Source organism: Onishia taeanensis, assembly GCF_900100755.1.
In the GTDB taxonomy this organism is placed as follows: Bacteria; Pseudomonadota; Gammaproteobacteria; order Pseudomonadales; family Halomonadaceae; genus Onishia; species Onishia taeanensis.
This window is the reverse complement of record NZ_FNCI01000013.1, coordinates 51,487-71,870: the sequence shown is the minus strand read 5'-3', so window position 1 is coordinate 71,870 and position 20,384 is coordinate 51,487. Positions and strand designations below refer to the sequence as shown.

Below are 20,384 nucleotides of genomic sequence, written 5' to 3'. Positions count from 1 at the left end.
GTTAGGCCTCCGGCGTGGAATCGTTGCGACGTGGAGCGGTCTGGCTTCTTTGCGAGGCATGAACGGCTTTTAAACGGCCGTTCGTGTCCTGTGCCTGGTTGTGACTGCCCTTTTGTGCAAATCTCGCCACTACTTGGTCACGGGGACCGAACATGTTGACCTGACCATCCTTCAGTACCAGTAGCTGATCGACAAGCTTGAGCACGCTCTGCCGATGACTGATCACAAACAGCGTAACTCCTTCTCGTTTGAGCATTCCGATGGCTTGGCTCAAAGCCCGTTCACCGCTTTCGTCGAGGTTGGAGTTTGGCTCGTCGAGCACCACGAGCGACGGCGAGGCATAAAGGGCTCGTGCCAGACCAATGCGCTGACGCTGACCACCGGAAAGCGAACCACTGCTAGAGTTGATATAGGTGTCGTAGCCGTTAGGCAGTTCTAAAATCATCTCGTGAACGCCAGACTTCTTGGCTGCCGCGACGACCTTTTCGGCATCGATCTCGCCAAAGCGCGCGATGTTCTCGCTGATAGTACCGTCGAAGAGTTCGATATCCTGAGGCAAGTAACCAATGTGAGGGCCTAGTTCATCCCGATTCCATTGGCTTATATCCGCGCCGTCCAAGCGCACCGTACCGATCTGCGTAGGCCAGATGCCAAGCAGCACTCGTGCCAGGGTAGACTTGCCGGCGGCGCTGGGGCCTATGATGCCGACATGCTCGCCCGGCTCAATGGCAAAGTTGATACCGCGAATCGTCGCCATGCGCACACCGGGCGGTGCGGCGGCAATGCCTTCGACCGAAAGGCGGCCTTCAGGTGCCGGCAGCGACATCCGCCGCTGATCAGCAGGCACCTTTTCGAACAATTCGTTGAGGCGATGATAAGCGGTGCGCGCACTGACGAAGCTCTTCCAGCTACCGATCATCTGGTCTATCGGTGCCAAGGCGCGCCCCATGAGAATCGAGCCCGCGATCATCATACCCGGCGTCAAGTCACCCTCAAGGACCAGCAAGGCCCCCAACCCAAGAATGAGCGACTGGAACATCAAACGCAGTACTTTCGAGATGTTCGAAAGCAGGCCAGCACGGTCACTCGCTTGTGACTGTTTGGCGAGAAAATGGTGATGCCGCGCCGACCAGCGCCCCATAATACCGGGAAGCATGCCCATGGCATGCAGCACCTCGGCATTGCGCAAGTTGGAATTAGCAAGATCCTGCGCCTTGATATTCTCCCTGTTGGCTTCGGCGAGAAGTTCCTTGGTCGACTTCTCGTTGGCGATAGCCAGCGTAAGCAGAATCAGTGCTGCAATGGTCGCAAAAACACCGAACCAGACATCGAAAAGAAACAGTACCCCGATGAAGACCGGTGTCCATGGCGCATCGAAAAAGGCAAACAGCCCATTGCCAGTTAAGAACTGACGCAAGTTGTTCAAGTCGCTGAGCGGTTGCGCCGTTTGCTGTCCAGCGCTCAGTACGCCTCGACGGAACATTGCTGCGTAAAGGCGTTCACTGACTTGCATATCTAGCCGGTTGCCGACACGCACCAAGATGCGCGAGCGGATGAACTCCAACCCGCCCATGACAAAAAATAGAAACACCACCACCAATGTCAGCATTAGCAGTGTCGACTCACTCCGTGAGGAAATAACCCGGTCATAAACCTGTAACATATAGAGCGGTGGCACGAGCATCAGCAAATTGATGAACATGCTAAAACAGCCCACCATAAAGAAAGAACCTCGGCAGCTTTTCAGTGCCAACTGTAAATCGGTGGGTGACTGGGGTGACGACATGTAACGGCTCGCTCAGATGTAACCGGTAAGTGAGTTTCCTGGATTCAAGCAACCAGCTCAGGCTTGCGTTATTCAGTACTCATCGACGGGTGGTGCTTTAAACTGATCGCTAGATCTAAAAATTCACTGGACGACACCTTCAATGAAAAGCTGTAAGCTCAAGACTAAGACTCGATTGCAAAGTTAAAATCTCATATTACTTTCTTGATACTGCAATAATTACCCGAGGCTTAAACCTCCAAGCCATTTTGGTTGTTGAAAACAACACTGCTATATAGGAAGTTTATCGGCCTCAGCGTGTAACAAGATGTACCATAACGCAACTTCTGGTTCCCATGATGTCAGCATAAGATTCACAAGACGTAAGATTTCGCTTACGCAAGAAGTCTAAAATGGCTCAACGCCTATGGAGATCATTTTCTGCAGGACATGCCCTCGTTAAGCGAAGGACCATGACACTGAACACACAACTCTTGTAAGGACGACAGGCCTATACCGTGCAGGAGGATGCTGGTAACCGACTGAAACGTCGCGCTCGAACTGCAGATCATCCAGCAGCGCGTCATCGACCTGATAGTCGAAAGCGTCGTGATTAGGGAATGAAGCCAGTAGCATGATGTATAGCAGCAAGACTTGGCGATAGCCGCTTAGCGACAAGAGCGTTTCTTCACTCTCTACGAGGAAATAAGCTGGCGGTAAATGGCTCGCCCCGTTGCTTGGCATGCGCGTTGGTTTTGCCCTCGGCGACGCCCTTGCTAGAGTTAAGGTCCACGGTCTGCAACCAGCCGACCGTGCCATTTCCCAAGAAAGGAAGCGCCGCATGAGTATTTCCGTAGGCGATAAGATCCCCGACGTCACCATCAAGACCAACGGCGCCAATGGCCCGGAAGACATCGACCTGGGCGAGCTCTTTGCCGGCAAGAAGGTGGTGCTGTTTGCCGTCCCTGGTGCCTTCACGCCGGGCTGCTCTAACACCCATATGCCCGGCTTCGTGATCAAGGCCGACGACATCCTCGCCAAGGGTGTGGACACCATCGCTTGCATGGCGGTCAACGACGCCTTCGTGATGGATGCCTGGCAGAAAGACCAGAACGCCCAGCAAATCACCATGCTCGCCGATGGCAACGCCGAGTTCGCCAAGGCCCTGGGGCTCGACATGGATGTAAGCGCGGGTGGCATGGGTATCCGCAGCAAGCGCTTTGCGCTGATCGCCAACGACGGCGTGGTGGAATACCTGGGCGTCGACGCCAAGGGCGTTGACGAAAGCAGCGCCGATACCGTTCTAAGCAAGCTATAACGTTCGAAAGCCGAGCCGGCGACACCGGCTCGGCGCACCTACCCCCTGCTTGCCGGCTCGATCAACGACTGGCATCACACACCCTTACCGCTAACCAGCAGAATCCCCATCAGAATGGCGATGCCTCCGGCGACGAAATTCAACGTCAGCGGTTCGCCCAACAGCATGACGCCGAATAGCACGCCAAACACCGGCGAAAGAAACGAGAACACCCCGAGTTGCGATGCCCAGTAACGGCGCATCAGCGCAAACCACAGCAATAGCGCAGCGCATGAGATCACCAACGTCTGAAACGCCATGCTCGCCACCACCGGCCCCGTCAGCGTGATAGCGTCGAGATACCCCAACCACGCCGATAATGGCAGCAGTACCACCGCCGCAACGCCCAACTGATAGCACAGCGTTTGCACCGGCGGCGCCTCGGAAAGCGAGGAGCGGCGCAATACCAGCGTAGTGGCGGCCCAGGACAAACCGGCCAAGAGCCCCAGTCCATCGCCCAGCAGTACCGACCAGGCATCGACCTGCTGCGTGGTTGGCGCCATGGCGATCAGCATGCCGGCGAATGCCAGCCCTATTCCCCACCATTGGCGCCGAGCCAACTGTTCACCCGGCACCCAAAGGTGCAAGCCAAGCGCGGCAAAGACCGGTGCGGTATAGAGAAACACCGACATATGAGAGGCCAGGGTGTAGTTCAGCCCCCAGGCCACAAAGCCGAATTCGGCGGCGAAGCCTAGCCCCACCAACACACCCGGCCCCAAGCCGGCACGAAAGTCGCTGAACCGCACCCCGCGCCAGTAGGCAAACGCCAATACCAGCCCAGCGGCAATCAGCGAGCGCCACCCCACCTGCGCCAGGGGCGGAATATCGCTGGCCACGGCCTTGATTGCCACCTGCTGCGCCCCCAGCGCCAGACAGAACAGCGTCATCAACACACCGGCCTGGCTATCCAAGGAGCGGCGCTGCAAAGCACATGCTGAAACGGCGCCATCATGCGAGGTAAGACGCGAGGATTTCATGAGCGACTCCTGTGAGAAAGAGCGCCCAGTTCAGCATTTGCCGGCACCGACTCCAAACGATTAATCTGTCCCTCTAGGCTTAGGAAAAATCACGCTATGCGAATCGAAAGGCTGCCCCTCAACGCGCTACGTGCCTTCGTGGAAGCCGCTCGAGAGGGCAGCTTCAAGACCGCCGCGGACCGGCTGGGTGTGACACCCGGTGCGGTTAGCCGGCAGATCAAACAGCTCGAGGATCGGCTCGCCCTGACGCTTTTCGAGCGCCATCCCAACGGCGTTATTCTCAATGACGCCGGGCGTCGGCTGGCCGAGGAAGTAGAAGCCGGACTTGAGCGGATTGCCGCCGGTGTCAGAGCGGCGAGCGAACACAAACGCACGGAAAAGACGCTGGTGCTGAGTGCACCACCGTCATTCACACAGTTCTGGCTATTACCGCGCCTGGCGGACTTCGAAGCACAGGAACAGCGCCTGCACATCACGTTGGATGCCAGCCCTGAGCTGATCTCACCCACCTGGCAGGGTGACGGAGGGCGACTGGCGATTCGCTATGGTCAGGGGCCTTGGCCGGGTGTTGAGAGCGTTCGGCTGTTCGATGACCAGCTATTCCCGGTCTGCGCCCCGGCAATATTGGAATACGCCACCATCGAAACGCCCGCCGACCTGCTCGCTTACCCGCTGCTCGAGGTGGCCTGGGAATCACCGCAGGGCATTGATTTTCCAGGATGGCGGGCCTGGTTTGACGCCGCCGGCCTAGCCGATATTGAGGTACCTATCCAGCGGCGCTATTCGCTCTCGGGGCTGGCCCTCGATCAGGCCATCGCCGGGCGCGGCGTGATGCTTGCCAATCCCGCCGTGGTCGCCGACCGCTTGGCGAGTGGTGTATTGGTGCGACCTTTCGGAGACCGCTACGTGATCGGCTCGCCATTCACCTACGACTTGATCCTGCCCGCCGCCGGTAGCGCCCCTCCCCTCGTGCAACGTTTCATCGACTGGTTAAGCGATGAGGCACAGCAGTTCCGAGACCAGGCCTAGTGATGGGCGTGTTCGCCAGCGTCATCAGGGGGCTTGCTCAGCTGCCATCCTTGGGCTGTGCCTCGAACCCCGACACGACGTCAAAAAGCTCGGCATCAATCGAGCTCTGACGCAGGCGATGCAGGGTGCCGTGAAGCGTCTCCAGTAGTTCATCGATATTGCGATCGGCGCGCTCCATCGCCGCCAGCCGGCTGGCGTTCTCGCTGGCAAGCGACTCGGCACAGGCCTGATACAGCGAAATGAACAGGTATTCATGGATCAGCCCGCGCAGGGTGACGCCGCTCTGGCAGAGCACCTCGGGCAGGTTGTGGGTCGGCCAGGGAATATTGGACAGGCGCCGCTGCCAGGCCGCATCGAGTGGCAGCAGACGTTGGTGGGTCGGCTCATACAGCGAGCCCCGCTTGGGTCTGTTGTGGAAAACGTAGAAAACGCCGGCATCGCGGTGGGCGTCACTTTCAAGCTGGATCTGCCCGACTAGCGGTGCGATCCCCTCCACCGAGCCCGGCACGCCGAACTGTCCGGCCGGCTCGAGCCCCGCATCGGCCAACCGGGCGTACGCCCGTTCGCCCACCGCCCACACCTCCGGCGTACCCGGCAATGCGCCGAGCACACGACACGCCTCGTCGGCCACTAGGTCGTTGAACTGCCCCACCAAGCCCTGGTCGGAGCCGAACACCACGGCACTGACCGGCCCCGTTGCCGCGCCATTCCCAGCACCAGTGCCGGGGCTGGTATTCTCTAGCGCCGGCGTTGCCAGGGCCGCCTCGCGAAAGCAGGCCGAAAGCCCCAGCTCCACGGTTCGGGTGTAGTCGGCAAGGGCCGTCACTGCGTGCTCGTACTGGCCGATGCTCGAGGCCGCCAGCGCTTTCATGGTCTGCACCACCGACTGCAGGTCCTCGGCACTGTCGATCTTGCGGCGCAGGCTGCCCATGGTCTCGATCACGACGCCCCCTCCTTGGCGGCGATAGCCGCATCGTCGGCGACCGGCTGAAACGGAAGCAGCGCCTGGCGGACCACGTCGAGTACCGCCTGACGGTCTTCATCGCTCAGGGTGTTGGCGCTAATAAAACGCTCGCATATCGTCTCGGGCAGCGTCGCGGCCGCATCATACAGAGCCTGCTCGGCGGCCGGCATCTTCTCGAGGGGCAGCGAGTCGAATAGCCCTTCGCCGAGCGCCAGTAGCAGGGTGATCTGCGCTGGCACTGAAACCGGCGCGAAGGCCGGCTGCTTGAGACAGGCGCGAATGCGCCGGCCATGTTCGAGCACCTGTCGCGTAGCCTCGTCGAGGCGGGCACCAAAGCGCACGAAGGTCTCGAGCTCCTCGAACTGGGCGTAGGCCAGCTTTAGATCACCGGCCGCCACTCGATAGGCGGCCCGCTGAGCCTTGCCACCGACCCGCGATACCGACTGGCCGATATCCACCGCAGGCAGCACGCCAAGCTCGAACAGCGTCGGTGACAGATAGATCTGGCCATCGGTAATCGAGATCAGATTGGTGGGAATGTAGGCGGCAATATTCTGGGCCTCGGTTTCGATGATCGGCAGGGCGGTGAGCGAGCCGCCGCCCCGTTCCTCGCGCAGGTGGGTAGCGCGCTCCAACAGCCGCGAATGGATGTAGAAGATGTCGCCGGGGAACGCCTCGCGACCCGGCGGGCGGCGCAGCAACAGCGACAGTTCGCGATAGGCACGGGCGTGCTGGGTAAGGTCGTCGTAGACGATCAGCACATCGCGGCCAGCCTCCATGAAGTACTCGGCGATGCTGGTCGCCGCATAGGGCGCAATATAGGAAAGTCCCGGCGGCTGATTGCCTTCGGTGACCACCACCACGGTATAGGCAAGCGCTTCATTGTCACGCAGCACGGCCACCGCCTTGGCCACCGCCGAGGCCCGCTGGCCAATCGCGCAGTAGACGCAGACCAGGTCCTGACCGCGCTGATTGAGGATGGCGTCCAGCGCGATAGCGGTCTTGCCGGTCTGACGGTCGCCAAGAATCAGCTCACGCTGGCCGCGACCAATCGGGATCAGCGCATCGATGACCTTGAGGCCGGTTTGCAGCGGCTCACTGACCCGGGCGCGATCCATGATCGCCGTCGCCGGCCGCTCAATGGGCAGGCGCTCATCGGAGACAAGCGCACCCTGACCGTCCAACGCGCGCCCCAGCGGGTCGATGATGCGTCCAAGCAAGCCCTCGCCCACCGCCACATCCACTACCCGGCCGGTGCGCTCAACGTCATCACCGGCCTGAAGCTGCCAGTAGTTGCCCAGCAGCACCACCCCGATATCGTCCTCGTCGATGTTGAAGGCAATGCCATAGATCTCACCGGGAAAGCGCAACAGTTCCTCGAAGCCGACGTTGGGAAGGCCCGCGACCCGGGCGATGCCCGTGGAAACGCTGGTGACGATGCCCACTTCGTGGGTCGACAGCGCATAGGTCGTGCTCTCCCGCACCTCGCGAAGGTCGGCGAAGGCCTCGGTGAAGACGGCCTCGAGGCTTGCCGGTGGTCCGGGCATGACGTCACCAGGACCCGACGCCTTCACGGCGTCAGACTCGCTTTGGGTGCCGGTTTTGGGGGGCTCATCCTTCATGACGCGGCGTCCGGCGTGACCCTATCCTTGAAAAGCGCGGCGACGGCCTCTTGCTGGGCCTCGAGGTAGCCCTCGAGGCTCCAGGTGAGCTGCTGGCCATTGACGCTGAGCTCAATGCCGCTGATCACCTCCGGCGCCACCTTGAACCCGAGAAGACTGCCGGTTGCCAAGGCCTCCAGGGTAAACGCAGCGGGAAAGCGCCGCGTGAGCGCCTCGCGAATCGCCGCCCGTTGGGCGTCGGGCAGGGGAAAGGCGCTACGCACCCTGACGGACGATGCGCCCTTGTCAGGCGCACTCTCGAGCGCCGCACCGAAGCGCTGCTCGGTGTCCTCATCCATCTCATCGAAGCGCTTGAGGAAGACCGCGACCAGGCGCGCTTCCAGCCCCTCATCGGCCATGTCACACAGCGCCTGGCGCGTCATCGCAAACACCTCGTCTTGGGTCTGGCGCCGCAGCGTCTGGTTTAGCCGCTCGGCCTCGGTGCGCAGCGCACGCTGGCGCTGATCGCGCATGGCATCGGCGGCCTGACGAGCCTCCTCGAGCAGCCGCGCGCGTTCGGCCGCCGCCTCTTCGCTTGCCTTAGCCATCAACGCCGTGCGCTGTGCCTCCAGTTCGGCATTGCTCGCCTTGAAGCGCTCGCGCTCCTTATCGGCCTTGGCCTGCCGAGCATCGGCATCGGCCAGGGTCGCCGCGATCCGGCTTTCCCGAGCGTCAATGGCATTCAGAATCGGCTGATAGAGAAAACGCTTCATCAGCCACACCAGAATGGCGAAATTGAGCAGCTGAGCCAGCACCGTAAACCAGTCGATAATCATGACTCAGGACCCCGAGCCCAGCGTAATGGCGTGATTCCAGAAGGGGTTGGCGAAGATCAAGATCATCGAGACCACGAAGCAGTAGATGGCGGTGGACTCGATCATTGCCAGGCCAACGAACAGGGTGCGGGTAATGGTGGCCGAGGCGTCCGGCTGCTGGGCCAGTGACGTCAGGGCAGTCGCGACCGCCCTCCCCTCGCTGAACGCCGGTCCCATGGTGCCAATGCCGGTGGTAATGCCGGCGGTGAAGATCGAGATCACCGCGATGAGCGTCATGCTGTCCATAGAAGTCTCCGTGAGGCGTTTTGATCCGTAGCGAGGCGCATTGCATAAAAGCGATCAGAGGCGCAAAAGCACAGGGCCCGTTTTGGCATAGCCGCGACTATTCCGGCGGGGGCTGGTCGTCGGCCGGCGCGGCGACCTTGGGTTCGGGTTTTCGCGTGCGGGTGGCCGCCGCGATGTAGACGGTGGCCAGGATGCTGAAGATATACGCCTGCACCATGCCGGTGAGCAGACCCAGCAAGTTCATGATGATCGGGAACAGGAAGGGCGTGATGGAGAGCAGAATCGCGATGATCAGGGTGCCGCTCATCATGTTGCCGAACAGGCGCACCGCCAGTGCCAGGGTCCGCGACAGCTCGCTGATGATGTTGAAGGGCAGCATTACCACCGTCGGCTGCGTGTAGGAGCGCAGATAGCCGCCGAGGCCCTGCTCGGCAATACCGAAGAACGGCACCGCGACGAATACCGTCAGTGCCAGGGCCACGGTGGTCGACAGCGAGCCGGTCGGCGGCTCATAGCCCGGCAAGATGGTGGCGAGACTCGCCGCGGCCACGAACAGAAAGAGGGTGCCGATGAAGCCGATATAATGGCGCGGCTGATCGAGGCCCACGTCGCGGATCTGGCCCATGATACCGGTGACGATGATTTCCAGCAGGTTCTGCCAGCGCGAACGCTGATGGCCGCTCGATAGCCGGCGGGTAATCAGCCAAGCGCCGATCACCAGCACCAGCATCAGTCCCCAAGTGTAGAGGATGGTGGCATTGAGCTTGAGCATGCCGAACTGCCAGAAGATGATCTCATCAGGGCTCAGGCGCATGACGGGCCTCCTTGGCCGGGGCGGCATTCGCTGAGCGGGGCCCTCGGGTGAGCCAGGTGACCGCCACGCGGGCGATCAGAAAACCGACCAGGCAGGCCAGCAACCGCGGCCACTGATCACCGGCCACCAGATAGAAGCCATAGAGAGTCACCACCAGGCGCACCGCGAGACTGATCACAAACCACCGTGCCGGCCGCGTCGAGACGAGCCCGTGGCGAACGGTCCAGTAGAGCCCTCCGAAGAAGAAGGCGCCAAGCGCCAGGCCCGCCAGCCACGCCGGAGCCCAGGCCCACAGCGCCTCGTATACTATCGGGCCAAAAGCGTTGAATCGCTCAGTCACGCCGCTGCTCCTCGCTATTACCCGGTGGGGGCTTAGCCTCTGTCTGGGGCCTGGGCTCATCCTCATCGCCGTTGCGCTGCGCATCGTGGATGGCCCGGTCTTCCTTGGACACCCAGTGCCAGGCATTCCAGCAGCCAATCACCAACCCGACCAGCAGTAGCGTCAATGTCCAGGACGGCGGCCCCGGATGACGCTTGTCGAGCCATACTCCAATCATCGCGCCAGCCAGGGTCGGCACCACCACCGACCAGCCGATCAACCCCATCATGCCAAGCCCGAACCAGACGCCCTGGCTTCTGTGGCGGCGAGCCTTGAGCTTGCGCGCCGCCTTGGCCCCGACCTGCTCGGAGAGGCTCGGCTTGCCCTTGTCGCTGCCATGCTTCGGTGCCTCAGTCATGTTCGAAGCCTGCGAAGCGCTTGAGAAAGCCGCTTTCCAGCTTGGCCATCACCGAACGCACCCGTTTTTCCTGCTCGTCCACGCTGAGGAAGGCCTGCTCTACCGCCACATGCAGTGCAGCAAGATCGCGGCCCATCAGCGCCCTGCGTACCGATACCAGCACCATTGAGCCGGCCTTGACCATCACGCCTTCGTCCACGGCAACATAGCGCTCACCTTCTGCGGCGGTCTCGTAGATCAGAATGCCCGGCGCGAGCGCAGCCACACAGTCAAGCCGCCGGGGCAGCAGGCCGACATAGCCTTCGACGGTCTCGGCCACGATCCGCGACACTCCTGCGGTTTCGACGAATACCTGAAACGGCAGTAGCACCTTGAGGGTCATCAAGCCGTCAGGCGTCGTCGCTTGAGTCGACATGTCCGGCCTCCTGCTGGCTCGCCTTCTCCTTGCCCGCTTTCCCCGTCTGCGCGTTATGCGTTGCCTCTTCGCTGACCTTGGCTTCTTGGTTGGCCCTGGCTAGGCCAGGGTTACCTCGGCTCGCGTCATCCGTCTTGCGCTTGGCTTCATCGTCAGCCTTGAGCTTCACTTCATCGATGGCGCCGATCATATAGAGGGCGCTTTCCGGCACGTTCTGGAACTCGTCGGCGAGAATCCGTTCACAGCCCTCCAGGGCATCCTCTAGGCTGACCAGGCGACCGCTAAGGCCGGTGAACTGCTCGGTGGTGAAGAACGGCTGGGTGAGGAAGCGCTCCAGGCGGCGGGCCCGGGCCACCACCTTACGATCCTCTGGAGAAAGCTGTTCGAGGCCGAGCATGGCGATAATGTCCTTGAGCTCTGCGTACTGGGCGAGAGTCCGTCGAATTTCCTGGGCCAGCCGGTAGTGGCGCTCGCCGACGATGCCGGGGGTCGCCATCTTGGAGCTCGACTGCAGTGGGTCGATGGCCGGATACAGGCCTTCGCTGGCCCGCTTGCGCGACAGCACGATGGAAGCCGAGAGGTGCGAAAAGGTGTGCACCGCCGCCGGGTCGGTGAAGTCGTCCGCCGGTACATAGACCGCCTGAATCGAGGTGATGGCGCCGCTATCGGTATTGGCGATGCGCTCCTCGAGCCCCGAGAGCTCGGTGCCCATGGTCGGCTGGTAGCCGAGCCGCGAGGGCATCTGGCCCATCAGCCCCGACACCTCGGCGCCGGCCTGGATGAAGCGGAAGATGTTGTCGATCAAGAGCAATACGTCGCGCTGCTCGTCGTCGCGGAAGTACTCGGCCATGGTCAGGGCCGCATGGCCGACCCGGAAACGCGCCCCGGGCGGTTCGTTCATCTGCGCGAACACCATCACCATGTTGGGCAGCACCCCGGCCTCCTTCATCTCCCGGTAGAGCTCTTCGCCCTCGCGACAGCGCTCACCGATGCCGCAGAACAGGCTGACGCCCTGCTGGGTGCCCAGCATGTTGTGAATCATCTCGGTGAGCAGCACCGTCTTGCCGACCCCGGCGCCGCCGAACAGGCCCGCCTTGCCGCCGCGCTCCAGCGGCACCAGCACGTCGATCAGCTTGATACCTGTCAGAAAGATCGCCGACTGGGTCGAGCGACTCGCCAGCGGCGGCGGGGCCCGGTGCACCGAGCGCCATTCGACCGGTGCCGGGGCGGGCAGGCGATCAATGGGCCGGCCGAAGACATCGAACATCCGCGACAGGGTCTGGCGCCCCACCGGGGCCTTCAGCGGGCCACCGCTATCGACCACCGGCATGCCGCGAGCCAGCCCCTGAGTCGGGGTCAGGGCGATGCCACGCAGCCGGTGGTCATCGAGCTGCACCAGTACCTCGATGACGATCTGCTGCTCGGCGCCAGCCCGCAGGATGCTGTGAATCGCTGGCAGGCGGGCATCGAAATGCACTTCGACCACGCTGCCGCGCACCGCCGACACCACGCCGCGGTTGGCCTCAGGCCCACTCACGGCTGCCCCGCTTTTCATTCCGCTCCCGTTGCGCGAAGCCGGGTACGCAGCCGCTCGACCTCCTCGAGCAGGTCGGCGACCAGTGCGGCGAGCTCCGGCTCGGCCTCGAAGTCACGTTCGACCTGGCGCAGGCGCCGGGCCCGGGTCAGGTCTCGGCTGGTGAAGCGCTGGCTGGTTAAGCGTTGACGTCTCACATAGCGGCTGCCATCGGCCAGCAGGCCGCTCTCGACCCGTTCGATGACCCAGTCGGCCTCCACCGCACAGGCCCGGGCCAGCTCCTCGAGGGTCAGCGTGGCCTCATCGATCAACTCACCACGCACGGCTTTATCGTCTGCCATGACCTGCCCTCCTCGGATCGAAATCGAGCTCCCGTGCCATGGTGGCGTAAAGCTCGCGGGCCTTGTCGGTATCCGCCGGCGGCAGCACCACCGTGAGTTCCACATAGAGATCGCCTGGCTCCTGCCCAGGAATGCCGCGTCCCTTTAGCCGTAGTCGACGCCCACTCTGCGAGCCAGCAGGCACCTTGAGCCTGACCGGCCCTGCGGGCGTAGGTGTTTCGATGCTGGCGCCCAAAGCCGCCTCCCAAGGTGTCACCGGCACACTGGCGTAGACATCGCGGCCCTCGACGCGAAACGCCTGGTCGGGGTGAAAGTGGATTTCCAGAAACAGATCGCCCGGCGGACCGCCGCCCATGCCCGGGCTACCCTGCCCGGTCAGGCGAATGTGCTGGCCTTCCTTGACGCCCTTGGGAATCTTGACACTGAGGCTGTGCTGACGGGTCACTACCCGGCCCTGAGCATCCATTTCGGGCACCTGCAGGCTGATGGTGCGCGTCGCACCCTGATAGGCATCGGCCAGGTCGATCACCACCTTGGCGTGGCGGTCCTCGCCGCGCATGCGGTACCCCTGGCCGTGTTGCCTGCGGCGTCCGGCCTGACCGAACAGGTTGGCAAAGAAGTCGCTGAATTCGTCCGCCTCAGCCCCGTCGAAGCCGCGGCCGGTGAATTCGAAGCCCGCATCCCAGTCCGGTGGCGGCCTGAAATCCTGACCGGCCCGATAGTTCTGGCCCAGTTGGTCATAGGCAGCGCGCTTCTCGGGATCCCCCAGCACCTCTTTGGCCTCGTTGATCGCCTGCATGCGATCCTCGGCATCTGGCTCCTTGCTGACATCGGGGTGGTACTTGCGGGCCAGCTTGCGATAGGCCTTCTTGATCTCCTCGGCGGTAGCGGTCTTGGCTACCCCGAGCGTCTGATAGTAATCCTTGAATTCCAACTGGCCGGACTCCGAGCAAGCGTGGCGGCGTGCCACGAATGAACGCCGATGTCTCAAAGCTAGTTGAAAACGCTCGTTCAGAGAATGATATGGCTCAAGTCATGGCCATTTGCGCAGCATTCTCGGCAGCCGGGGAGTGAGCGCTCATCCAGAACGTACTTATCACCACGACAAAGCGCGAAAAAACTCGTTTGGTGAGCACGACATAAGCCGACATATGAAAAAAGCCACGTCAGTCGAGAAACAGACCGACGTGGCTCATCAGCGCTAGAGGTGGGATGACGTGGCCTAGCCACAGAACACCGGGGTAGTTAGTCGAGCGTGATCAGAACGCCTCTTCTGTTTGTCGATTGCTCACGAGCATAGGCCTGCTCTCCTGACGGCTCATGCCTTGCTCCAGGTCAGGGCTGACCTTGAATCGACCGATCGTTTCGCCCAAGTCATCGGACTGTTCATCCAGCGACTTGCTCGCCGCCGCCATCTGCTCCACCAGTGCAGCGTTATGCTGCGTCACTTCCTCGAGTTGCGTCATGGCTTGATTGATTTGCTCGATGCCAGAGGATTCTTCCGTGGTTGCCGCCGTAATCTCGGCTACCAGCCCAGCCATCTGCTTCACTCGATCGGCGATAGCTTCCAGTGTATCGCTGGTATTGGTGACCAAGGTGTCGCCTTCATTGACCTTGGCCACGTTGTTGTCGATCAGCTTGCGGATATGGTCGGCTTCACTGGCACTCCGACTCGCCAGATTGCGAACTTCAGCGGCCACCACGGCAAAGCCACGTCCATGCTCACCCGCGCGTGCCGCCTCAACCGATGCATTGAGTGCCAGCAGGTTAGTCTGAAAGGCAATATTATCGATGGTGGAAATGATACTGGCGACCTGCTGATTCGCCTCGTGAAGCTGAGTCATCGCCGCACGCGCCTGAGTCGCCACTTGGCTGGCCTGCCGTGCCTGTTCAGCCACTTCGTCAGACACTTTCTGTGCTTCACGGGCATTGTCGGTGGTCTGATGCACGGTAGCGGTCATTTGCTCCATGCTTGATGCGGTTTCCACCAACGAGGCTGACTGCTCCTCGGTACGCTGGGCCAAGTCCTGATTCCCTTTGGCGATTTCGCCGCTCGCCACTTTCACACTCATCGCCGTCTGCTTGGTATTCGCCACCAACTGCTCGGTACTAGCAGTGGATTCATTGAAGGCTCGATAGAGTTGCGACAGCTCATCGCTACCTGTCACATCCAGGCGCAGGGTCAAGTCGCCACCCCGCGATTGGATGCTGGCAAGCGCATGCTTGAGAGGCACAGTGATACTTCGCACGATCAGCGTTGCCAACAGTGTCGCCAAGCCAAAGGCCAGGAGGGCAATCACGACATACCGCAGCAAATCATTGCGCGCCGTTTCATACAGATCGCCGGTGGTGGCCAACACATCCTCGGCCACGGCATCCTCCACGGCCTTCAGGCGGCCAAGCTTGACCGTCTGCCATTCGAACCATTGCTCAGGGTCGACACCGAAGCCACCCTGGTCAGCACGCTGCATGACCAACTCACGCAGCTCCTTTAATCGCTCGATATCAGGCCCGGACAAGGCGTCATCGAGGCGTTGACTCATGGCATCTTCAGCCATGGCGCGAAAACTCGCTAAAAATGCTTGTTCTTTGCCGATCAGGCTCAAGAAGCGCTGAAACGTCGCCGGGCTTATTTGATCGGCGCCGAAGGCACTCGACAATACAGCTCTCTCGATACCGGCGAGATCCTTGGCTTTCAACAGATTATAGTAAGCGCCAAGACGACGAGAGACACTCGCTTGCTGAGTGGCATGGCTCATCATGGCGACCACTTCCATCAGATCGGCATTGAGATTGGTATAGTTCGCGATGACCTCGCCAGTGGGCACCGTAAACCCGTCCACGCTTTGACGCAGCCCGTCTATGGATGTCAGCTGTTGGCGAATGGCACCAATATGATCCAGCATTTCAGTGCCTAGGTTGTCATCACTCAACCCTTCAACGTGACGCTCAAAGGCCTTGGCCTGAAAGTCGGTAGACTGTCGCTGCTCACGCAGCTTCCCGCCAAAAATTTTCCCCTCACTGCCTAGAAAGCCTGCCGTCATACCCCGCTCACGCTGAAGCTGATGCACGAGGTCGCCAGCCTGCTGCGCCATGGCAGTAAGCGACTGAAGATGCTTCATGCTAGTGGCCATTTGCTGGCGTTCGACGATACCGCTGATCGCAAAGTAAGCCATGGCAAGCAAAGGAAGTGCCAGCGTCAGCACGAACTTTCGCCCCATGGTTATGCGGTTGAGTAAATTCTTCATCAACAATCACTCTTCTTGAAATCTTGGGCTTTGCTCGAGGTTATTGAGCTTGAATTCTTTTTTCGGGTCGCTTTATTCCTTGTCGCCACCCGCCCTACATCGATGACTCATCGGCAGATCAGCCAAATGCTTTCACCGCCCGAAGCCTACGGCCAAAAAGAAAAATCATCTGTAATTACCATAAAAAAAGGCTCAAAAATCTATGCTTTTTAATAATTACAGTTAAATAAAAAATACAAGGGGGTGACATATACCTTATAGATCCAAAAATACGGTTTTTTAGACCGAAAAGGTCACGAGTAAGGAAAACAACAAGATGGCAACATTGATCCATATCAAAAAATGAAGCGCCGTCTACGCCCCCTGCGCATATCTGCCACTCAACAATCAGCGGCACCTTTCTCCGACACCTGCGACGCCAACCTCATTGCCTGCGTCATGGTCGGCGATGTCCAAACGGCGGGTATTGGTCTGCCAAGGCCACCGGTGAGTGCTCGACCATGCCGACCACGCTGCCCACCACGATCAGGCACGGCGACGGCAACGGCGATGCCGCGAGACGCCCGGGCATGTCGGCCAGGGTGCCGGTAAGAGCCGCCTGCTCGGGCAGGCTGGCATTAGCAACCAGCATGATCGGCCAGTCATCGGGAAGCCCGGCACCGCGCAGCCCGGCGCAGATCGCCTCAACCTTCGATAGCCCCATGTAGAACACCAGGGTCTCGTCGCGGCGGGCAAGCGATGCCCAGTCCGGCTCGCCGCCCTCGCGACACAGCTGGGCGGTGACCAACCGCAGCTGCTGGGCATGGGCCCGGTCGGTGAGCGGAATGCCAAGGCTGGCGGCGGCCGCCGAAGCCGCGGTAATGCCGGGCACGATCTCGGCGGGTACCTGGGCGGCGCCGAGTTCCGCAAGCTCTTCGCCCATGCGCCCGAAGACGCCGGGATCACCCCCCTTCAGACGCACCACCGATTTGCCTTCCTGGGCCAGTCGTACCAGTAGCGCGCCGATCTCGGCCTGGGGCACGCTGTGCTGGCCTCGGGCCTTGCCGACGTAATAGCGCTCCCGGCGAGGTGGAATCAGCGCCAGAACGTCGTCGCCGATCAGGCGGTCGTAGACCACCGCATCGGCCTCTTGAAGTAGCCGCGCGGCCTTCAGGGTCAAGAGCTCGCAATCGCCGCTGCCGGCGCCGACCAGATACACCGTGCCGGCGCGACAGCGACCAGCCACCGTGTTGTATCGCGTGCCAAGGGCATCGACCGCCGGGCCTACGGTGCCCAGCGGCTCTCTCAATATTCCCCGTGGCATGGCCCGTGAAATAGCCCGAGACAGGGCATGACCCAGGCGAACCAGCACGCTCATGGCCTCAAAGGGCTTGTTTTTCCCGCTTCTTGTCAACGTCCGCATGACAGGCTCCTGTTAGGCACTTTCTTCGATAAGGGATTTGAGTTCGGGAATGCAGCTGCCGCATTGGGTGCCGCAGGCGAGCCGGGCACCCAATGCCTCGACACTGGCATCCCCGTCCTGAATGGCCGCGACGATGGATTTCTGACCGACCTGATGACAGCTGCAGACCAGCGGGCCGGCATCGGCCTCGCCGCTGGCGCAGCCGGCCAGCAGTCGCCGCCGCGCGTCATCGGTGAGGCAATCCCCACGTGCTGCCTCGGCGAGGCGCTCGTCCAACCAGGAAAGCCCCGGCAACTCCGCTGGCGGACCCACCATTAACCACCAGCGCAGACGACCATCGGCGACTCCCGCAGCACGCAGCCGGCCGCTCGTCGGGTCGGAGCACCACAGGGTCGGCGCCACCGGCAGCCAGGCCGATAGCCGCGCCAGCCAGTCGTCGAGATCGGCAGCCCCCTTGTCAGTCTCGCCACCGGCGAGCTGCCAGCGCTCGCCATGGGCCAGCGGGATACGCGACCAATAGGTGGCTTCGTCTCGCCAGGCGGCCTCGGCAGTCAGGTCGGCGGCCACCAGCAGTGTGGCCTCCCAGCAAAGCTGAAGCGGGTCCAGCGCTACGGCGCCATGCTTGGATTCCGGCTGGCCGGAGAATGGATCGAGGTGGGCACTGAGCAGTCCGCCCATGCGGGCCCTCTTGCTGAATTGATCGGTCCAGTGCATGGGCACGAAGACCTCGCCACGCCGCTGGCCCTTGGCAAGCCGAACCCGCCCCAGGTAGTCACCGTCGGCACCACTGAGCCGCGCCAGTTGCTGGTCGCCGAGGCCTGCCGCCAGCGCATCCTCGGGATGCACCTCTATAAAAGGCTCGGCACGATGGTTCATGAGCCGCGGAGCACGACCGGTGCGGGTCATGGTGTGCCACTGATCGCGCACCCGGCCGGTGTTGAGCCGCAGGGGGCGGGTGTCATCGAGCGCCTGAGCCGGTCCCCGTGGGCGCACCGGCAGCAAGCGGGCCCGCCCGCTCGGCGTGGCGAAGCGCCCATCCTCGAACAGGCGGGCGGTGCCCTTGGGCGCGGCGGCATTGACCGGCCACTGGATCGGCGCCAAGGCGTCGTAGCCGTCGCGATCGAGCCCGGCCAGACCCGAGATGTCGAACAGACGAAAGCCCTTGCCGCGCGCGGCCGCGTCATTCTCGAAACCGGAAAGGCGGGCGTGCTCATCGAAGATCTCGGCGGGATGGCTGTAGTCGAAGGCTTCGCCATACCCCAGGCGCTTTGCTACCTGGCTGATGATCCACCAGTCGTGGCGAGCCTCGCCGGGAGGCGGCAGCATGCCGCGCTGGCGCGAGATGCAACGCTCGGAGTTGGTGACCGTGCCATCCTTCTCCGACCAGGAAGACGCCGGCAGCACGATGTCGGCATAGGCGATCAGATCGGTATTGGCCATGCACTCGGAGACGATCACCAGCGGGCACTTGGCCAGCGCCGCGCGCACCCGGTTGGCCTCCGGCAGGCTGACGGCCGGATTGGTGGCCATCACCCATAGCGCCTGCACCTCGCCGCGTTCGATGGCCTCGAACAGCGCCACCGCCTTGTGGCCGGGCCCCTCCGGCAGGGTCGGCGTTAGAGACTCGGTGGCCCAGAAGCGCGTGACCCGATCGAGGGCGCCGGGGGTGTCATAGTCCATATGAGCGGCCAACTGGTTGGCCAGTCCGCCGACCTCGCGCCCGCCCATGGCATTGGGCTGGCCGGTGATCGAGAAAGGGCCGGCACCCGGCAGGCCAATCTTGCCGCCGGCCAGGTGGCAGTTGATGATGGCGTTGCACTTGTCGGTGCCGCTGCTCGACTGGTTGATGCCCTGGGAATAGAGGGTGACCACGTGCAGTTGGCTGGCGAACCAGTAGTAGAAGGTCTGCAACGCCTCGGGGTCGAGATCACAATCGATGGCCACCGCCTCCACCGAGGCGTCGCCTTCCCGGGCAGCGGCCACCGCCTCCACCGAGGCGTCGCCTTCCCGGGCAGCGGCCAGCGCCTCGTCCAGGCCATCGGCGTGGCCTTCCAGGTAGACGCGATCGAGGCGTCCCTTGTCCGCCATGAAGGCCAGCAAGCCGTTGAACAGGCGTGCATCGCTGCCCGGCGCCAGGCCCAGGTAGAGATCGGCTATCTCGCAGCTGTCGGTGACCCGAGGGTCGATCACCACCACCCGCATCAGCGGATTGCGAGCCTTGGCGGTGCGCAGGCGCTGGTAGATGACCGGATGGTTCCAGGCCAGATTCGAGCCCACCAGCACCACCAGCTCCGCCTCTTCCAGATCCTCGTAGTTGCTGGGCACGGCATCGGCGCCGAAGGAACGTTTGTAGCCGGCCACTGCCGACGCCATGCACAGCCGCGAGTTGGTATCCAGATGCGGGGTGCCAAGGAAGCCCTTGAAGAGCTTGTTGGCCACATAGTAATCCTCGGTCAGCAGTTGACCGGACAGGTAGGCCGCCACCGCCTCATCGCCATGCGCCTGGCGAGTGGCAGTAAGCCTTTCCGCCACGGTATCCAACGCCGCGTCCCAGTCGACCTCACGACCATCGACCCGAGGCCGGGTCAGCCGTCCCGGCTCGCCCAGCGTCTCGTGTAGCGCCGAGCCCTTGACGCAGAGCCGGCCGAAGTTGGCGGGGTGTTCTCGGTCGCCGTCGACCGAAGTCATGATCCCATCCGCTATATCGGCCACGACACCACAGCCGACGCCGCAGTAGGGGCAGGTCGTCCGCACCTGATGCATACGGCTCTCTCCTTTCCTGATCGCCCGTGGTCTATCGCACCTCGCCGCCGGGCCGCCCCTTAAAAAAAGCGCCCGGCTCCGCTGCCGTGAGAGGCAGGGAGCCGGACGCCATTGTCTGGATGAGCGCGCCGTCATTGGCGCCTCGTTGTTAGCCTCTACCTAGCAAGCCACATGCCAACTAAAGACGGCCAAGAGCCTGTATCCCGGCCAGGGCCCGCCGCGACGGGGCTGCTCGGCTTGCGAGTGCAGTCAATCGAGCGCGGGCTCGGTCGGCCTAGCCTCATACGACGCACCATCAGGCGACATCTCAGCACGA

General features: G+C 62.1%; 18 protein-coding genes. 2 read left to right on the top strand and 16 right to left on the bottom strand.

Translation table 11 applies throughout. From position 1 onward, the window contains the following. Window position 1: 1 nt before the first annotated feature. The gene (locus BLR71_RS14160; RefSeq protein WP_092527767.1) at window positions 2-1,786 is read right to left on the bottom strand and encodes a type I secretion system permease/ATPase; all 1,785 of its coding nucleotides are present in this window, start codon (window positions 1,784-1,786) and stop codon (window positions 2-4) included. An 820-nt stretch (window positions 1,787-2,606) separates the two neighbouring features. Between BLR71_RS14160 and BLR71_RS14155 the strand changes: the two genes are divergently transcribed. After that, window positions 2,607-3,083, top strand: coding sequence for a peroxiredoxin (locus BLR71_RS14155; protein WP_092527764.1), 477 nt, complete (start codon window positions 2,607-2,609; stop codon window positions 3,081-3,083). A gap of 74 nt (window positions 3,084-3,157) precedes the next feature. On the opposite strand, the gene BLR71_RS14150 is transcribed toward BLR71_RS14155, so the two are convergent. Then, entirely contained in the window at window positions 3,158-4,099 is a 942-nt protein-coding gene (locus BLR71_RS14150) for a DMT family transporter (protein WP_092527761.1), read from the bottom strand. Between the two features lie 96 nt (window positions 4,100-4,195). On the opposite strand from BLR71_RS14150, the gene BLR71_RS14145 reads away from it, so the two are divergent. Next, window positions 4,196-5,128: a LysR substrate-binding domain-containing protein gene (locus tag BLR71_RS14145; protein WP_092527758.1), complete on the top strand. Its 933-nt coding sequence runs from the start codon at window positions 4,196-4,198 to the stop codon at window positions 5,126-5,128. Between the two features lie 37 nt (window positions 5,129-5,165). Here the strand turns inward: BLR71_RS14145 and BLR71_RS14140 are convergent, their stop codons facing one another. The 14 genes from BLR71_RS14140 to BLR71_RS14075 all read right to left on the bottom strand — a co-directional run bounded on the left by BLR71_RS14140 (window position 5,166) and on the right by BLR71_RS14075 (window position 20,068). Beyond that, window positions 5,166-6,071, bottom strand: a complete 906-nt coding sequence (locus BLR71_RS14140) for a F0F1 ATP synthase subunit gamma (protein WP_092527755.1) — start codon at window positions 6,069-6,071, stop codon at window positions 5,166-5,168. Then, window positions 6,068-7,639 carry an alternate F1F0 ATPase, F1 subunit alpha gene (locus tag BLR71_RS14135; RefSeq protein WP_092527859.1) on the bottom strand — a complete coding sequence of 524 codons (1,572 nt, stop codon included), beginning with the start codon at window positions 7,637-7,639 and terminating at the stop codon, window positions 6,068-6,070. The genes BLR71_RS14140 and BLR71_RS14135 overlap by 4 nt, the downstream gene beginning before the upstream one ends. Before the next feature lie 71 nt (window positions 7,640-7,710). Continuing rightward, a complete protein-coding gene (locus BLR71_RS14130) occupies window positions 7,711-8,529 on the bottom strand; it encodes a F0F1 ATP synthase subunit B family protein (RefSeq protein WP_092527752.1) in 819 nt (272 codons plus the stop codon). Window positions 8,530-8,532: 3 nt separating this feature from the next. After that, a complete protein-coding gene (locus BLR71_RS14125; RefSeq protein ID WP_092527749.1) occupies window positions 8,533-8,814 on the bottom strand; it encodes a F0F1 ATP synthase subunit C in 282 nt (93 codons plus the stop codon). Window positions 8,815-8,911: 97 nt separating this feature from the next. After that, window positions 8,912-9,628, bottom strand: coding sequence for a F0F1 ATP synthase subunit A (locus tag BLR71_RS14120; RefSeq protein ID WP_092527747.1), 717 nt, complete (start codon window positions 9,626-9,628; stop codon window positions 8,912-8,914). Next, complete coding sequence (locus BLR71_RS14115) at window positions 9,612-9,968, bottom strand: ATP synthase subunit I (RefSeq protein WP_217629337.1); 357 nt, start codon at window positions 9,966-9,968, stop codon at window positions 9,612-9,614. Before BLR71_RS14115 ends, BLR71_RS14120 begins: the two co-directional genes overlap by 17 nt. Then, window positions 9,961-10,365, bottom strand: coding sequence for an AtpZ/AtpI family protein (locus tag BLR71_RS14110; protein ID WP_092527744.1), 405 nt, complete (start codon window positions 10,363-10,365; stop codon window positions 9,961-9,963). The genes BLR71_RS14115 and BLR71_RS14110 overlap by 8 nt, the downstream gene beginning before the upstream one ends. After that, the gene (locus tag BLR71_RS14105; RefSeq protein WP_245696486.1) at window positions 10,358-10,780 is read right to left on the bottom strand and encodes a F0F1 ATP synthase subunit epsilon; all 423 of its coding nucleotides are present in this window, start codon (window positions 10,778-10,780) and stop codon (window positions 10,358-10,360) included. Before BLR71_RS14105 ends, BLR71_RS14110 begins: the two co-directional genes overlap by 8 nt. Next, the gene (gene atpD / locus BLR71_RS14100; protein WP_092527741.1) at window positions 10,755-12,335 is read right to left on the bottom strand and encodes a F0F1 ATP synthase subunit beta; all 1,581 of its coding nucleotides are present in this window, start codon (window positions 12,333-12,335) and stop codon (window positions 10,755-10,757) included. The genes BLR71_RS14105 and atpD overlap by 26 nt, the downstream gene beginning before the upstream one ends. Then, window positions 12,332-12,655: a chaperone modulator CbpM gene (locus BLR71_RS14095; RefSeq protein WP_092527738.1), complete on the bottom strand. Its 324-nt coding sequence runs from the start codon at window positions 12,653-12,655 to the stop codon at window positions 12,332-12,334. The genes atpD and BLR71_RS14095 overlap by 4 nt, the downstream gene beginning before the upstream one ends. Then, entirely contained in the window at window positions 12,642-13,625 is a 984-nt protein-coding gene (locus BLR71_RS14090; RefSeq protein ID WP_245696485.1) for a DnaJ C-terminal domain-containing protein, read from the bottom strand. The genes BLR71_RS14095 and BLR71_RS14090 overlap by 14 nt, the downstream gene beginning before the upstream one ends. Before the next feature lie 289 nt (window positions 13,626-13,914). Next, window positions 13,915-15,903: a methyl-accepting chemotaxis protein gene (locus BLR71_RS14085; protein WP_245696484.1), complete on the bottom strand. Its 1,989-nt coding sequence runs from the start codon at window positions 15,901-15,903 to the stop codon at window positions 13,915-13,917. Window positions 15,904-16,339: 436 nt separating this feature from the next. Continuing rightward, a complete protein-coding gene (gene cobA, locus BLR71_RS14080; RefSeq protein WP_245696482.1) occupies window positions 16,340-17,305 on the bottom strand; it encodes a uroporphyrinogen-III C-methyltransferase in 966 nt (321 codons plus the stop codon). Between the two features lie 12 nt (window positions 17,306-17,317). Next, window positions 17,318-20,068 carry a nitrate reductase gene (locus BLR71_RS14075; RefSeq protein ID WP_092527732.1) on the bottom strand — a complete coding sequence of 917 codons (2,751 nt, stop codon included), beginning with the start codon at window positions 20,066-20,068 and terminating at the stop codon, window positions 17,318-17,320. Window positions 20,069-20,384 lie beyond the last annotated feature (316 nt).

Coding starts and splice junctions, on each gene's coding strand:
- BLR71_RS14085 (WP_245696484.1), bottom strand. CDS start 15,903: ATGAAGAATTTACTCAACCGCATAACCATGGGGCGAAAGTTCGTGCTG.
- cobA (WP_245696482.1), bottom strand. CDS start 17,305: ATGCGGACGTTGACAAGAAGCGGGAAAAACAAGCCCTTTGAGGCCATG.
- BLR71_RS14105 (WP_245696486.1), bottom strand. CDS start 10,780: ATGTCGACTCAAGCGACGACGCCTGACGGCTTGATGACCCTCAAGGTG.
- BLR71_RS14145 (WP_092527758.1), top strand. CDS start 4,196: ATGCGAATCGAAAGGCTGCCCCTCAACGCGCTACGTGCCTTCGTGGAA.
- BLR71_RS14075 (WP_092527732.1), bottom strand. CDS start 20,068: ATGCATCAGGTGCGGACGACCTGCCCCTACTGCGGCGTCGGCTGTGGT.
- BLR71_RS14135 (WP_092527859.1), bottom strand. CDS start 7,639: ATGCCCGGACCACCGGCAAGCCTCGAGGCCGTCTTCACCGAGGCCTTC.
- atpD (WP_092527741.1), bottom strand. CDS start 12,335: ATGAAAAGCGGGGCAGCCGTGAGTGGGCCTGAGGCCAACCGCGGCGTG.
- BLR71_RS14125 (WP_092527749.1), bottom strand. CDS start 8,814: ATGGACAGCATGACGCTCATCGCGGTGATCTCGATCTTCACCGCCGGC.
- BLR71_RS14110 (WP_092527744.1), bottom strand. CDS start 10,365: ATGACTGAGGCACCGAAGCATGGCAGCGACAAGGGCAAGCCGAGCCTC.
- BLR71_RS14120 (WP_092527747.1), bottom strand. CDS start 9,628: ATGCGCCTGAGCCCTGATGAGATCATCTTCTGGCAGTTCGGCATGCTC.
- BLR71_RS14150 (WP_092527761.1), bottom strand. CDS start 4,099: ATGAAATCCTCGCGTCTTACCTCGCATGATGGCGCCGTTTCAGCATGT.
- BLR71_RS14160 (WP_092527767.1), bottom strand. CDS start 1,786: ATGTCGTCACCCCAGTCACCCACCGATTTACAGTTGGCACTGAAAAGC.
- BLR71_RS14130 (WP_092527752.1), bottom strand. CDS start 8,529: ATGATTATCGACTGGTTTACGGTGCTGGCTCAGCTGCTCAATTTCGCC.
- BLR71_RS14155 (WP_092527764.1), top strand. CDS start 2,607: ATGAGTATTTCCGTAGGCGATAAGATCCCCGACGTCACCATCAAGACC.
- BLR71_RS14095 (WP_092527738.1), bottom strand. CDS start 12,655: ATGGCAGACGATAAAGCCGTGCGTGGTGAGTTGATCGATGAGGCCACG.